This is a genomic window from Xylanibacter sp., assembly GCF_057607445.1.
This window is the reverse complement of record NZ_DBLZAX010000021.1, coordinates 13,621-28,422: the sequence shown is the minus strand read 5'-3', so window position 1 is coordinate 28,422 and position 14,802 is coordinate 13,621. Positions and strand designations below refer to the sequence as shown.

Annotated in this window: 14 protein-coding genes; 5 read left to right on the top strand and 9 right to left on the bottom strand. The window is 45.5% G+C overall.

Annotated features, from left to right (window positions below):
* Positions 1-163 precede the first annotated feature (163 nt).
* Genes ACZMIG_RS13260 through ACZMIG_RS13250 form a run of 3 tightly spaced genes read left to right on the top strand, consistent with a single transcriptional unit; the run spans position 164 to position 5,597 of the window.
* The gene (locus ACZMIG_RS13260) at positions 164-1,300 is read left to right on the top strand and encodes an efflux RND transporter periplasmic adaptor subunit (RefSeq protein WP_021854111.1); all 1,137 of its coding nucleotides are present in this window, start codon (positions 164-166) and stop codon (positions 1,298-1,300) included.
* Between the two features lie 14 nt (positions 1,301-1,314).
* The gene (locus ACZMIG_RS13255) at positions 1,315-4,431 is read left to right on the top strand and encodes an efflux RND transporter permease subunit (protein ID WP_487889684.1); all 3,117 of its coding nucleotides are present in this window, start codon (positions 1,315-1,317) and stop codon (positions 4,429-4,431) included.
* The gene (locus tag ACZMIG_RS13250; protein WP_302951337.1) at positions 4,428-5,597 is read left to right on the top strand and encodes a TolC family protein; all 1,170 of its coding nucleotides are present in this window, start codon (positions 4,428-4,430) and stop codon (positions 5,595-5,597) included. Before ACZMIG_RS13255 ends, ACZMIG_RS13250 begins: the two co-directional genes overlap by 4 nt.
* A 157-nt stretch (positions 5,598-5,754) precedes the next feature.
* Here ACZMIG_RS13250 and ACZMIG_RS13245 read toward each other — a convergent pair whose 3' ends face one another.
* The 7 genes from ACZMIG_RS13245 to ACZMIG_RS13215 all read right to left on the bottom strand — a co-directional run bounded on the left by ACZMIG_RS13245 (position 5,755) and on the right by ACZMIG_RS13215 (position 12,120).
* A complete protein-coding gene (locus ACZMIG_RS13245) occupies positions 5,755-6,426 on the bottom strand; it encodes a nucleotidyltransferase domain-containing protein (protein ID WP_302698210.1) in 672 nt (223 codons plus the stop codon).
* Entirely contained in the window at positions 6,410-6,985 is a 576-nt protein-coding gene (locus ACZMIG_RS13240) for a GNAT family N-acetyltransferase (protein WP_487889683.1), read from the bottom strand. The genes ACZMIG_RS13245 and ACZMIG_RS13240 overlap by 17 nt, the downstream gene beginning before the upstream one ends.
* Positions 6,986-7,122: 137 nt before the next feature.
* Positions 7,123-7,533, bottom strand: a complete 411-nt coding sequence (locus tag ACZMIG_RS13235; RefSeq protein WP_487889682.1) for a hypothetical protein — start codon at positions 7,531-7,533, stop codon at positions 7,123-7,125.
* A gap of 362 nt (positions 7,534-7,895) precedes the next feature.
* Complete coding sequence (locus tag ACZMIG_RS13230) at positions 7,896-8,597, bottom strand: M15 family metallopeptidase (protein ID WP_302330604.1); 702 nt, start codon at positions 8,595-8,597, stop codon at positions 7,896-7,898.
* A gap of 1,328 nt (positions 8,598-9,925) precedes the next feature.
* Entirely contained in the window at positions 9,926-10,462 is a 537-nt protein-coding gene (locus tag ACZMIG_RS13225) for a 30S ribosomal protein S16 (protein WP_021854119.1), read from the bottom strand.
* A 161-nt stretch (positions 10,463-10,623) separates the two neighbouring features.
* A complete protein-coding gene (locus ACZMIG_RS13220) occupies positions 10,624-11,301 on the bottom strand; it encodes a lipocalin-like domain-containing protein (protein ID WP_021854120.1) in 678 nt (225 codons plus the stop codon).
* 15 nt (positions 11,302-11,316) lie between these two features.
* Positions 11,317-12,120 carry an MBL fold metallo-hydrolase gene (locus ACZMIG_RS13215; protein ID WP_053398441.1) on the bottom strand — a complete coding sequence of 268 codons (804 nt, stop codon included), beginning with the start codon at positions 12,118-12,120 and terminating at the stop codon, positions 11,317-11,319.
* A gap of 346 nt (positions 12,121-12,466) precedes the next feature.
* On the opposite strand from ACZMIG_RS13215, the gene ACZMIG_RS13210 reads away from it, so the two are divergent.
* Together ACZMIG_RS13210 and ACZMIG_RS13205 are read left to right on the top strand one after the other, a co-directional pair.
* On the top strand, positions 12,467-13,702 hold the full coding sequence (locus ACZMIG_RS13210) for a site-specific integrase (protein ID WP_004291422.1): 1,236 nt from the start codon (positions 12,467-12,469) through the stop codon (positions 13,700-13,702).
* Between the two features lie 11 nt (positions 13,703-13,713).
* Positions 13,714-14,076, top strand: coding sequence for a hypothetical protein (locus ACZMIG_RS13205; protein ID WP_004291423.1), 363 nt, complete (start codon positions 13,714-13,716; stop codon positions 14,074-14,076).
* 77 nt (positions 14,077-14,153) lie between these two features.
* On the opposite strand, the gene ACZMIG_RS13200 is transcribed toward ACZMIG_RS13205, so the two are convergent.
* Together ACZMIG_RS13200 and ACZMIG_RS13195 are read right to left on the bottom strand one after the other, a co-directional pair.
* Entirely contained in the window at positions 14,154-14,459 is a 306-nt protein-coding gene (locus ACZMIG_RS13200; protein ID WP_004291424.1) for a helix-turn-helix domain-containing protein, read from the bottom strand.
* 31 nt (positions 14,460-14,490) lie between these two features.
* A complete protein-coding gene (locus ACZMIG_RS13195; protein ID WP_004291426.1) occupies positions 14,491-14,790 on the bottom strand; it encodes a helix-turn-helix domain-containing protein in 300 nt (99 codons plus the stop codon).
* Positions 14,791-14,802: the final 12 nt, after the last annotated feature.

Here is a 14,802-nt window from a genome sequence, read left to right as displayed (position 1 = left end):
TTCAATGGCTCTGACATCAGAATAAAGACTATAAATTTAGGGCATATTGCAACATACATATTCCAAAATGCGCAATTGCAACTAAGTTGCATCCGTTTTACGTTATTTTTGCATAAATAATAAATATGACAAAACATTATTAATAAAGCTACATAAAATAAACATGAAGAAAAACATCTTAATTACATCTGTACTAAGCATGCTGGTCATGGTTTCATGTCAGCACAAACACACACACAGCGAAGAGGCAGACGCACACGAAGGTGAAGAAAAAGGCCATTCAACCGAAATTGTTATTAGTCCGGAGCAGGCTCACCAGGCAGGCATAGTTGCCGAGATTATCAAGCCGGGCAACTTCAGCGGAGTTATTCCGGCCGGAGGCAAGATTCTTGCAGCATCCGGCAATGAAGCCACAATAGTGGCAACTGTGCCAGGTATAGTAAGATTTCAACGCGGCATAACAGAAGGAACAGCCGTAAGCAAAGGAGGAACGGTGTTCACTATCTCAGCAGACAAGCTTCAGGATAATCCGGCAAAGCAGGCTGCAATCGCATATCAGACAGCCAAGAAGGAGTATGAACGCGCAGCAAAGTTAGTGAAAGACAATATCGTCACACAAAAAGAATTCAACAGCATAAGAGCCAACTACGAATCTGCAAAGATTGCCTACGAGGCATTCTCTGGAAGCAAAGGCGGAAGCGGAGTGGCCGTAACATCTCCAATAAGCGGATATGTAAAGACATGTCTCGTAAAAGAGGGCGACTATGTAAGCGTCGGACAGCCTATGATGAACGTCACTCAGACACGCAAGCTATATCTAAAAGCCAACGTTCCAGAGCGATATTACTCAATACTTGGTACAGTCAAGTCAGCTAAGTTTAAGACAGCATACAGCGACAGAATATACAACATAGGAGCAATGAACGGCCGTCTTGTTGCCACCGGCAAGTCAACAGGCGACGGATCACCCTATATTCCCGTAACATTCGAGTTCAACAATCAGGCCGACGTCATGCCGGGAGCATTCGTTGAGACTTATCTTTTGACGTCAGAACGCCCCGGAGTAATAAGTGTTCCAGTGTCTGCACTTACCGACGAGAACGGAGTAAACTTTGTTTATATACAGACAGATGCCACTTGCTATGAGCGCCGTGAGGTGGAAATAGGCGAAACCGACGGTGAGAGAGTTGAAATAAAAAGCGGCCTGAAAGGAGGCGAGAAAGTAGTTACCAAGGGCGCAACTCAAGTAAGACTGGCATCAGCCAGCACTAGTCTGCCCGCACATTCGCATCAACACTAAACCAAGGATAAGCAATGCTGAACAAAATAATAAAATTCTCACTGCAAAACCGCCTGCTTATACTTGTCGCAGCGGTACTGTTGATTATTGGAGGCATCTACACAACAGGACAAACCGAGGTAGATGTATTTCCCGACCTTAACGCCCCTACTGTAGTTGTCATGACCGAAGCCAACGGCATGGCGGCAGAAGAGGTGGAGCAACTTGTAACATTCCCTATCGAAACAGCAGTGAACGGAGCCACGCATGTACGACGTGTGAGGTCTTCTTCAACGACGGGATTCTCTGTTGTATGGGTTGAGTTCGACTGGAGTACTGATATTTATCTGGCACGCCAGATTGTTTCAGAGAAACTTGCTGCTGTAAACGAGACCCTACCCGACAACGTAGGACAGCCAACCTTAGGTCCGCAGTCGTCCATCTTAGGAGAGGTTCTCATCGTTGGCCTTACAGCAGACAGTACATCAATGACCGACTTGCGCACATTGGCCGACTGGACAGTGCGCCCCCGACTGATGTCTACGGGAGGTGTGTCGCAAGTAGCTGTATTAGGAGGCGACATTAAGGAATATCAGATTTTACTTCATCCCGGCAGAATGAACCATTACGGAGTGACACTGGCTGAAGTTATGGCCGCAACTGACCAGATGAACCGCAACACCAATGGAGGCGTGATATATGAATATGGCAACGAGTATATCGTTCGTGGCGTTGTGTCGACAGAAGACGTAAAAGAAATGGGCAATACCGTCGTAAAGACAGTCAACGGCGATGCAATAACCCTTGCTGACGTGGCAGACGTACAGACCGGGCCACAGGTTCCGAAACTCGGAACAGCTTCTGAGAAAGGAAAACCAGCAGTATTACTCACCGTAACCAAGCAGCCCGACACCGGCACCATAGAACTTACGGAAAGACTTGAGGCTGCACTAAAAGACCTTAAAAAGAATATGCCGGCTGACGTACATGTATCTACCGACATATTCCGTCAGTCACGCTTCATCGAAAGCTCTATAAACAATGTTAAGCAGTCACTTTACGAAGGTGCTATATTTGTTGTCATAGTTCTGTTCCTCTTCCTTGCCAACGTCCGCACCACTGTCATTTCACTGATAACACTGCCGGTATCGTTGCTCATATCGCTCATTGTTCTTCATTATTTCCACATGAGCGTCAACACGATGAGTCTCGGCGGACTCGCAATAGCCATAGGTTCACTTGTCGACGATGCCATAGTGGACGTTGAAAATGTATGGAAACATCTGCGCGAAAACAGAGCATTGCCAAAGGAACAACGGCTTCCGGTGCTGAAAGTTGTATACAACGCTTCACGCGAAGTACGAATGCCTATCCTCAACTCAACAGCAATAATCATCGTAAGCTTTATCCCGCTGTTCTATCTAAGTGGAATGGAAGGACGCATGCTCATACCTCTCGGCGTGGCATTTATCGTAGCACTAGTGGCATCAACAATCGTTGCACTCACGCTCACGCCTGTACTGTGCAGCTATCTGCTAGGCCGCGACACCAAAAAGGGCATGCCAAAAGAAGCATTCGTAACAGTATGGCTCAAGAAGCACTATGAACACTGGCTCACATGGGCACTTGCCCACAAGCGTCCGGTTGTAGCATCAACGGCAATACTTTTTGTTGCTGCTCTTGGATTGTTCTTTACTCTCGGCCATAGCTTCCTTCCGAAATTCAATGAAGGCTCGCTTACAATAAACATCAGCTCTTTACCAGGAATATCACTCGAAGAGTCTGACAAAATAGGACGTCGTGCCGAAAATATCCTGCTGTCAATACCTGAGATACAGACTGTAGCAAGAAAAACAGGACGAGCAGAACTTGACGAGCATGCACTTGGCGTAAATGTGTCAGAAATCGAGGCACCATTTGAGCTGAAAGACCGCTCGCACGAAGAGATGCTCAACGACGTGAGAAAGAAACTTTCCGTAATAACAGGTGCCAACATCGAGATTGGCCAGCCTATCAGCCACCGTATTGACGCCATGCTCAGCGGTACACAGGCCAGCATTGCCATTAAGCTATTCGGTGACGACCTTAACAAGATGTTTGAAATTGGCAACCAGATAAAAGATGCCATAGGTACAGTAGACGGCATTGCCGATCTCAACGTTGAACAGCAGATTGAGCGTCCGGAACTCGAAATAAAGCCTAAACGCGACATGCTGAAACTCTACGGCATCTCAATCGCCGACTTTAACACATTTGTCCGTGTCAACATGGCAGGCGAGACTGTATCACAGGTATACGACAACGGCAGCAGCTTTAATCTTGTGGTACGTGCTGCCGAACACGACCGTTGCGACATGGAACGCATACGCGACCTGATGATAGACACGCCCGACGGCCGCAAGATTCCGTTGGCGAATGTTGCAGAAGTAAAATCTGCCATGGGTCCAAACACAATCAACCGCGAGAACGTAAAACGTAAAATTGTCATCTCTGCCAACGCGAGCGGACGCGACTTGCGCAGCGTGGTGAACGACATCCAGAAACGAATAAACTCAGAGATAAAGTTGCCGGAAGGCTATCATGTTGAATACGGAGGTCAGTTTGAGAGCGAGCAAAACGCAAGCCGTGTACTTCTGCTGGCATCATTGCTCAGCATAGTCGTAATATTCCTGCTGCTCTACATGCAGTTCAGAAACGCCCTCGAGAGCGGAGTAATCCTGCTCAACCTTCCTCTTGCACTTATCGGAGGCGTATTCGCGCTGGTACTTACCACAGGAGAAGTCAGCATTCCTGCCATAATCGGCTTTATCTCGCTGTTTGGTATTGCCACGCGTAATGGAATGTTGCTCATCAACCGATACAACACCCTCCGCGAAGAGGAACATCTTCCGCTGAGAGAATGCATAATGAGAGGCTCACTCGACCGTCTTAATCCTATTCTTATGACGGCATTATGCTCGGCTCTCGCCCTCATACCGCTGGCTCTGCGCGGAAGCCTGCCCGGTAATGAAATACAAAGCCCTATGGCAAAAGTCATACTTGGCGGACTTCTCACGTCTACTTTCCTCAACGCATTCATCATTCCTATTGTATATGAGTGGATGAACCGAAAGAATATTATCAAAACAGACAACCAAAATAAGGAACAATGAAAAAAATAATATTGGCCGCCATGGCCTTTGCCGCAGTTGTCAGCGCAAAAGCTCAAGACATAAACGCCGTACTGAAAAGCGTTGAGCAGAACAACATGGAACTGAAAGCACTGCTCAAAGGCAATGAGGCTGCAGACATAGAGAACAAATCGCAAAACACACTCGAGGACCTCTCGATAGAATACAGCCCATTCTTTCAGAGCGAAACAAGCGGTATCGCAAGTTCAGAGCTAGTCATTACCCAGGGGTTCGACTTCCCTACCCTTTACGGAGCGCGCAAGAAAGCCGGACAACTGCAGCGTAATGTGCTCGACATGCAATATCAGACGGCACGGCGCGACATTCTGGTCAATGCCAAGAAGCTCTGCCTTGACATCATCAACTACAACAAACAGAAACAACTGCTGCAGGAAAGGCGCAAGAATGCCGATGAACTGTTGGCCATGTTCGAACTTAAATTCAAGAACGGTGACGCCACATCACTTGAACTTAACAAAATAAAGCTCGACAGGATGAACCTTGAGACAGAACTTGTTCAGGCTGACACCAAACATGCCAATGCCATGCAACAGCTGCAGGCTCTTAACGGAGGACTGCCGATAGAGGTAAACATGACAGAATATCCACAAGCCCCGGCTGACGACGAAGTTACGATGTATGAAAAAGCCGTTGCCACAGACTGGACTGTCCGCACAGCACAGGCTTCTGTGCTTGCCGCAGAACAGGATGTGAAGGTGAACAAACAGAGTTGGATTCCTAAGTTTGAGATAGGTTACCGCCGAAATACTGAGGGCGACAATGCAAGCAACGGTTTCCTGATTGGAGGTTCGATACCTTTGTTCTCAAGCAAGAACAAGGTAAAAATCGCAAAGGCAAGACAGACTGAAGCCGTAATGCAACATGCAAATGCACGTATTAACGCCGAGAACTCGGCACGCACTATGATAAACCAGATGAAGCAGCTGAAAGCTTCGGCCGATGCATACGACGTGCCTTTGATGCGACAGACACTAAAATTGCTGCGCACTGCGGTTGAAAATGGAGAAATTTCCGTAACAGAGTATTACGTGGAAGCCGACAACATCTACAAAAACATGATTACGTATATGGACATTGAGCGCCAATATCAGGACGCCTTGACTGAAATATACAAAAACGAACTGTAGAGATAAGATGAAGAGAGCCTGACAAATAGGCCAAAAAACGACAAAAGAAGCATTCGGGAAAAGGTGTCAACATCAGTCGCTGGTAAATGCTTAATGCCATACCATGATGTCTACCGCCTTTTCCGAATGCTTCTTTTTATCTAAATACTCTATACATCTAATGCATTGTCCGGATTATATCGCCGGCCCAGTCTGCAAGCATCAGACTATACCCGTCAAAGCAATCACTGTTGCACCCGTCAGCCACAGAAGCAGCACAGAGCAAAATCTGCCTGTCTTCATCAGGAACAACATCTTTCAACCTGCTGAATGAAGCGACATAGTCGCCTGTATCATAATAATGTTTCATGCGAACTGTAAACCTGGCCGACTTAAAAAGTTCCGCAAGAACGCCCTTGTTCCGCGCATGAAGAAAATTGTGCAGACAAGCGTGATAAATATTACATGCCCCTATCTTTACTGCACGGCGTATATCTTCTTTGGTGAAAAAGACACCAAAGCTGTCAAGCGAACCAATGATAGGCTGCGTGTCAAGAAAGAGCTGAAGCAAATCAGACTTCTCCCATCCACGCAATTCCTCCGAACCGGCAACAAATCCACAAATCATGCTGCTGCGGTCCATCGTATCAAGCATATTGCGATATGCAAATATGTCACGACGGCTCATGCCGTCAATGACAACAACAACATCTATATCACTGCCGGCTGTCTGCTCTCCACGCCCATAACTTCCCTGCAATCCGAAGAAGCGCAGACGCCTGCCGAAGAGTGAAACAAGCTTAACTCTGAAACACTCCAGCCATACATTAATATCAAAATCCTGCGACATTTTCTTTATTACTTGTATTTTTCCACTCACTTAACGTCATAAGCATAAAATGTTCTGTACGTATATCGCCCAATGGTGAAATCTTTCCGCATTCTGTATGATGAAAAGTAAACCCACACTTCTCCATAACACGACGCGACTTCACATTTCCATCGTAATATCCACACCAAACCCGCTTTACGCCTAAGTCATCAAAACTATGGCAAAGCAGACGTTTAACAGCCTCAGGTATCAGGCCCTGACCCCAATATGGGACACCAATCCAATAGCCTATTTCGGCATCATCCTCATTCATATCCGCACTATGTACTCCATTGCCAAACATTATGCCGACACTTCCAACTGGCTCCGCCGTAGCTTTCAATACAACAGCATACGTTTCTGGAGCAGAAAGAACAGTGCGTATAATATCACAACTGCTTTCTACAGACGTATGAGGCGGCCACCCTGCAACAGGCCCAACCAGCGGACTGCTCGCATATTTGTAAAGTGCCTCTGCATCATCCACATTCCAAGGACGGAGAATCAGACGTTCGGTCTCAAAAAACTTATCAATCATTTAATACTAAATCATTTATGCAAAATGTAAATACTCTATTCACCAAACACAATTGACTAGAAATCTCCAATGCTGTATTTCAAGCCAGGCACATATTGTATACTTCCAATCAATAGATTTTAATGTATCTTCAGTTATTAATAAACACCATATTGTTGGATACGTCTTATTTTATATACAAATAACGGAGCAAAAAATGTTGTCAGAACCACCAACAGCCACAGATTGCCAGTCATAGGATTGTATGCAACAAGCATATCTCTGAACGAAAGACCTGCAGACATGCTGAAGACAACTTCAAATACTACAGTCAGAATCATCCACAATCCACCTATTATCAAACATTCTTTTCTGCTTAATTTTACCACACGCGGCAACAGAAAACATGATATGAGCAATATAAACAGACTCAGCAATACACCGCTTAACGCCATTGCACAAGCATTGCCCATATATTCAGAAAGTACGTGTTGACGAAACCCGCCATTGAGAATGGCTGCCGGAATAAAGCACAGCCATACAAACAACGATTTTAATACATTAATCATCACGCGCTATACGCAAAATATTCAATAAAAAACTACTTTAAATGTTTCAACAAACAGCAACAAATACTGCCATGCATAAATAAACGGACAAGCCCCCACTTAGAAAACGTCCTGTTCACTTGCAAACATACGAAAAATCACCGGGGCGTCATTCAAATGACATTCGATCATCAGACAGCAAAAATACAAAGAAAACGAACACCCCACTATGAAAAGATAAAATATTTTTCTTTGAGAATTACATTGACAAACTCATTCAAAAAGTCATATCTATGCAAACATTATAAAATGCCTGCAAAAAAGAAAAGACATAAAAGCTGAAACCATCTGCAATTTCAGCAATTGCTAAAAATGCCAAAACGCTAAAGGCTGATCTCGAAATGCTGATAATCTTTAGAGCGGCGCCATGCTCCACCCCATGTAAATCCGGCCTCGATAAACAGCTTGTATACCAGATCATTACGGTCTATCTTATAAGGAATATCCTTACGCTTATCTCGGTTGAAGGCATAAGGGCGCCCTTCTTTCGGCTCAATAGTCCATGTGCCGTTGCTGTTCTTGCGGACATAAGGATTATAAAGCGCATTAATGTCTATTGCCAGTCCCTGACCATGCTTAGAAACCCGTGTCCTTGAACCTGTCATAAACCTGAAATTAAAGCACGAAGTGTTGTTGGCACGCATCGAGGCCTGATCGTCTGCGTCATAATCGTCGATGAGCACCATACGTTCAATGCGGTAACCTGAATCATAAAGTTTTCTGAAAATTCTCAACACCTTACCGGCTATAGCCCTGTTTACAACCATCTCGCCGAGCTGTGTCTGCCCCTTGGCATTACGGTGCAGCATCTTCAGATAGCACAGCTGGCTGCGCTTCATCGTGCAGTTGCGTTTCCACGACTTGAGCCACATGCGTTTGAACACCTTGTCACTAATATCTTCGCTTACAAAGCATCGGGATATGCCTACCGACTTGACATCTGAATCAGACACGACCGTGCCTGCACGCCATGACGACAGCCACAAAGGATCTGATGATGCAGCCTCTGCACTTACTGATGACAAACACGCTAGAAACGATACTACAAAAAACAATATCTTATTGACACCTTGCTTAAACATATTCTACTGATTAATCTGTAATTATTTACTTAGCCACAGCATGACGGAATGTCCATACGGCACAATCCGCCCAATATATTTTGTAGCACTTAAAAGCACATCGCGGCATTATGTCAGAATATTGGCACAAGCCGAATAAGCCCAACAATATCTTTTATGGCCAGAACGCACGTATAATTTCATCACCAAAAATCGTGCCATCGGTATAAACATGAAACATCATATTTTGACAAAAATACAGAAGCCGCCGTATATGCCTCAAGGAGTTATAAGGATTATGACAAACTGCTGTTTTTTATATTGGCAAATTGCTGTCGATATTTTTACAGACTCTGCTGGCAATGCCCATAAAGGCATACAGCAAGATGTCTACTGGAAACAATAAACAGACGGAATAAATGAATATACAAATTATACATGCCTCAATACGGATTAAAGACATATTAAACTCATTAATAATGCTAATTACATATGACGGAAAGAAGTAAAAGAATTTTACTTTTATAACATTGATAATATTTCATATAAAGAGAGAAAAACTCAATAGAAAGCAACAACTGACAAAATGAAGAAAACGGTAAAAAATCAGGACATGAGTTTTCTTTAATCTAGAAATCATAATGTTAATAGACATTTATTTTCTATCTGCATAGACGTCAAATATTAAGACATATTCACATTTAGCATACAGAAAAGTCAATAAAAAGGCACATTTTTAATTAAAACTCATGCATATTCAAGACATAAAAGCATGAGTTTGCCTTGCTAAATGAGCCGTTTCTGACCGCCAAACGGCATAGTAACATTTTTTAACTCTTCTTGTCTTTACCAAGAAACAATGTAAGTTATTGTATATCAACATATTGTCAAATATATACTATATTTGATATTTTTCGCTCAAAATCATTGGTTTGCAGAGAGCATGGCCACTCTGAGAGCGTTAAAAATAAAAAGTTTTCTGTCTGAACAGAGAATTATATTTACAAAACAGCGACAACGTAACAATGAAATTTCCATACAAAAAGAACGACAATAGACGAGACAATATAAAAAAACAGGAACAACTCAAACAGCAGACATCATAATTAAACAGAAAGAACCATTATATCAAAACAAAGATAAAGAAACGCCACGAGCATCATATCCCACAAAAGGAGGCACAGCAGAAATAAAAAAAGCAAAACAACCTTAAGACATAACAGAAGAAAGAAAACAAAAAAGCCGGCTCAAATGATGAGCCGGCCCTATTCTAAAATCTCTTTTTAAGAAAATTAAGCCTCAGCAGGTGCCTCTTCAGCAGAAGCCTCTGCATTTGCAGCAGCCTCGGCCTCAGCCTTAGCAGCAGCTGCAGCAGCCTTCTTCTCAGCTACCTTCTTAGCTATCTCCTCATTTACTTTCTTCTCAGCGTCAAGAGCTTTAGCAGCAGCGTCTTTCTTGCTCTTAGCCTCGTTTTCACGAATCTGGTCAAGACCCTTAACCTTGTTAGCTTTCCAAGCGTCAAACTTGCTCTGAGCTGCAGCCTCGTCGAAAGCGCCTTTCTTTACTCCACCGCGAAGATGCTTCATCATATAAACACCCTCACCTTTAAGGATATTGCGTACTGTGTCTGTTGGCTGAGCGCCTGTCTCAACCCAATAGAGAGCACGGTCGAAATTCAAATCTACCGTAGCAGGATTGGTGTTAGGATTGTATGTACCAATCTTCTCTGTAAACTTACCATCACGTGGTGCTCTTACATCTGCGATGACAATGCTGTAGAAGGCATAACCTTTACGGCCACCTCGCTGTAATCTGATTTTTGTTGCCATTTTTTATTTGTAATTAGGTTTGAATTTATGCTATCAACTCGTAATAGCGGCGCAAAGGTAATGCTTTTAGCTGATATAAGTGTTATTTTGCCTCGTATTAACTAAACATTTAACTATTTTTATTCAATATCCATGCCGGCATCACCTCTTAGAGCTGAAATTTACTGCTTAACCAGCTTCAGTCCGCACTCAAGACCATCCATTCCGCCTATAAGCGAAGCAGCTGTCTTAAGTGTTGAGTTCTGTGACACAGAACCAAGTACGTTTACATACTCAAGAAGCTTTGACGCATTCATAACGATAAGAAGATTGTCGCCGTCAAGCTGTGTTGTTCCTACTATCTGTGAAATCTTGCCGCCGTATTTCAGCACAATGTTCTTATCTTCAATGGTGTATGTACCGGTAACTTTCTTTCCCATAAGCGTCTGGGTGAAGTTTCCCGACTTGTCAAAAGTCATGGTCACGCTGCCTTTCTTAAAGCCATAGCCTTCCAGCTTGCTCTTCAGCTGAGTTTCTACAGCTGAAGAAGCCACCTTTCCGCCTATGTTCTTCAGCATGTCATCGCTCGACAGCACAACTGCCGGCTCTTCATAAACCCATGTGCCTATGATTTTATCCTCCGTAGCCACCTTGTTTGATGAGAAAATACTCGTAAGCGACGATAACAAGCCGCCAACGCCTGAATTGTCTGAAGATGTTGTCTCAGTGGTTGTCTTTTCTGATGAGCCACCAGACACTACATTTTTCAGGATATTACCCAAACTGATCTGAGCGTCGGCCTGAACCGTGAAAAACAATGCGGTGCATAACAATGCACCCTTAATAAACAACTTTTTCATTTCAATCCAATTTAATCATTTAAGTATATATGCCCCACTTGGGCTGTTCCTTTTCAATACATCTACCTTTAGCTGTGCCAAATCAGGATTACCAGAGCCTGCCAATCCCATTTCAACGGTCTTGCGGGCTAGTTCTGGATGATTGTTCTCCTCGCTTAAATGGCACAGCCACACATGATTGAGCCTGCCCGTGGCATTGGCTGCAAGACTTTGTGCACACAGTCTGTTTGACAGATGGCCGTTGCCGCCGGCCACTCTCTTCTTAAGGTATTCGGGATATGGGCCAGTCCGCAACATTTCTTCGTCATGATTAGCCTCAATGACCAAATAGTCGGCGTCATTAATAGCCTTTGTCATTTCGTCGGTAACATGCCCGACATCTGTCATCAGGCAGAAATTGGTATTCTCGTACTTGATTTTAAAGCCTATATTGTCGCGACTGTCATGAGGCACATGAAATGCCGACACCGTGAAATCGTCCAGAACGATGTCCTTACCTTTCTCTATTATACGAACGTTTGCCGCATCTATCTTTTTCCTTACACAATAGTTGCTTCTTATACCCTCATGAACTTCTTTCGTGGCATATACAGGCACACCAAGACTGTTGCTGAAACTGCCTACAGACTTAACATGGTCTGCATGGTCATGAGTTATCAGCACATACCTTACGTTTTTTACGCTAAGGCCATAATCATGAAAATATTTTTTTAGCTTTCTTATTCCTATACCGATATCAATAAGTATGCCGTATGTCTCGGTATATATATAATAACAGTTTCCACAACTTCCACTACCGAAAGATATAAAATTAAGCATCTTGATATTTTTTGTCTGCAAAGTTACTACAAAAAAGTGAAATGCGGAAAGATATAGTGATAGAATTGAGTTACAAGGGTTTTGGTTGAAGTGGCGATAATCCGTGAAGCCATTACAATCCCTGCCGAAGCCAAATCCTGACGCCGCTACGTTACTTGTTCGTAACCATGCCCGAAAATGCGACAAACGGGTACGAATAGCGAAACAAGGCTCTAAGGAATAGTGAGTTATCCATAACTCATGCGAAAAATCAGGTTACGGAAAAAGATTGCGCCGTTCCTCCCCGTTTTGCGTACCAACACCGGACTCTTCACCAACTAATTTTGAAACCCAAAAATTAAGGACAATGAAGAGTACATTTTCAGTAATCTACTACCTCAAGCGTCAGGTAGTGAAAAAGGACGGGACAGTTCCCGTCATGGGACGCATCACGGTGGACGGCAGCCAGACACAGTTCAGCTGCAAACTGACTGTCGATCCGAAACTGTGGGACACCAAAGGTGGACGTGTCACGGGCAGAAGCACGGCGGCACTCGAAACGAACCGTATGCTTGACAAGATGCGGGTACGCATCAACAGGCATTATCAGGAAATCATGGAGCGTGACAACTTCGTCACGGCGGAGAAGGTGAAGAACGCCTTTCTCGGACTGGAACACCGCTACCACACGCTGATGCAGGTGTTCCGCCAGCACAACGAGGACTACGAGAAGCAGGTGGAGGCAGGCATGAAAGCCAAAGGCACGCTGCTGAAGTACCGCACCGTTTACAAGCACATGCAAGAGTTCCTCGACATCCGCTACCATGTGAAGGACATCGCCCTAAAAGAGCTTACCCCGGCTTTCATCTCCGACTTCGAGATGTTCCTGCGCACGGACAAGCACTGCTGCACCAATACCGTGTGGCTGTACGTCTGCCCGTTACGGACGATGGTATTCATCGCCATCAACAACGAGTGGCTGACGCGCGACCCGTTCCGCGAGTATGAAATCAAGAAGGAGGAAACAACACGCAGTTTCCTGACCAAAGATGAGATCCGCCTGCTGATGGAGGGGAAACTGAAAAACGCCAAACAGGAATTGTACCGCGACCTCTACCTGTTCTGCGCCTTCACGGGGCTGTCGTTCGCGGATATGCGCAACCTTACGGAAGAGAATATCCGCACCTACTTCGACGAACACGAGTGGATAAACATCAACCGCCAGAAAACGGGCGTGGTGTCCAACATCCGCCTGCTCGACATCGCCAACCGCATAATCGGCAAATACCGGGGACTGTGCGGGGACGGCAGGATATTTCCCGTTCCGCATTATAACACGTGCCTTGCCGGTATCCGTGCCGTCGCCAAGCGTTGCGGCATCACCAAGCATATCACGTGGCATCAGAGCCGCCACACGGCAGCCACGACGATATTCCTCTCCAACGGTGTTCCCATCGAAACGGTCAGCTCCATGCTCGGACACAAGAGCATAAAGACGACGCAGATTTACGCAAAGATAACCAAAGAGAAGCTCAATCAGGACATGGAGAACCTTGCCGCAAGATTGAACGGCGTCGAGGAATTTGCAGGTTGCACCATCTAAAAAGAAAAGCCATGAAACGTGACACAATCATCATCGAGGACAAGGCAGTCAGCGTAACCGGTAACGACGTGTGGATGACCGCCACCGAAATAGCCGGATTGTTCCATACGACCGTCCCGGCAGTGAACGCCGCCATCAGAGCCGTCCGCAAGTCGGACGTGCTGAACGACTACGAGGTGTGCCGCTACATGCAGCTTGAAAACGGGCTGCACGCGGACGTGTACGCCCTTGAAATCATCATCCCGGTCGCTTTCAGGGTGAATACCTACAACACCCACCTGTTCCGCACATGGCTGGTGGGAAAGGCACTCTCACAAGAGAAACGGCAGACATACGTGATGTTCATACAGAACGGAAAAGCCGGGTATTGCTGATTGCACATACCCCATAAGACAAGTAAACGGGTAGCACCACAAAAGGTGTCACCCGTTTACTTTTTCATGAAACCGCCTCACTCCAGCGGCTTGCGGTAGTTCGCTTCCAGTACCCCGCGCAGCCCCGTTTCCGGGTAAAGCACCTTCCCTCCCAAAAGTATGAAGGGCAACACGCGGTTGTTGCGGTATTCCTGCAAGGTGCGCCGGCTCACACGGAGCAGTTCCGACACCTCGCCGTCCGTCAGGTAACGTTCCCCGTCCAGCGGAGGACGGTAGCTTTCCAGAAATGCGGACAGCCATTTCGAGCCTTTGCGCATATCCTGCACCACAGAGGCTATCGGCTCGTCTTCCATCGTAAAAACATCGTTGTTCTCGTTCATCATAACTTCGGATTCAGTGGGTGAATAAATCAAATCATCTGCCGTGCGGATAGAGCGTGCCGACAAGCGGTATCAGCCGCTTCACCTCCTCTGGCTTGTAATAGAACCTGCGGTTTATCTGCGAGTAGCCGATAAGCCGCCTGTCACGCAGCGTCTGCAACGTGCGCGGGCTTATTCTCAACTGCCCGCAGACCTCCTCGCCCGTGAGCCATCTTTCCATGCGCCCCGTGTCGCTTTTGCGCCTCAGGGCGGCGACCTTCTCCGAGAGTGCGCCGAATGCCGCCACCATCATCTCGAAAGTCTTTTTCTCGATAGATACTATTTCCATATTCATGTCATTTAGAGT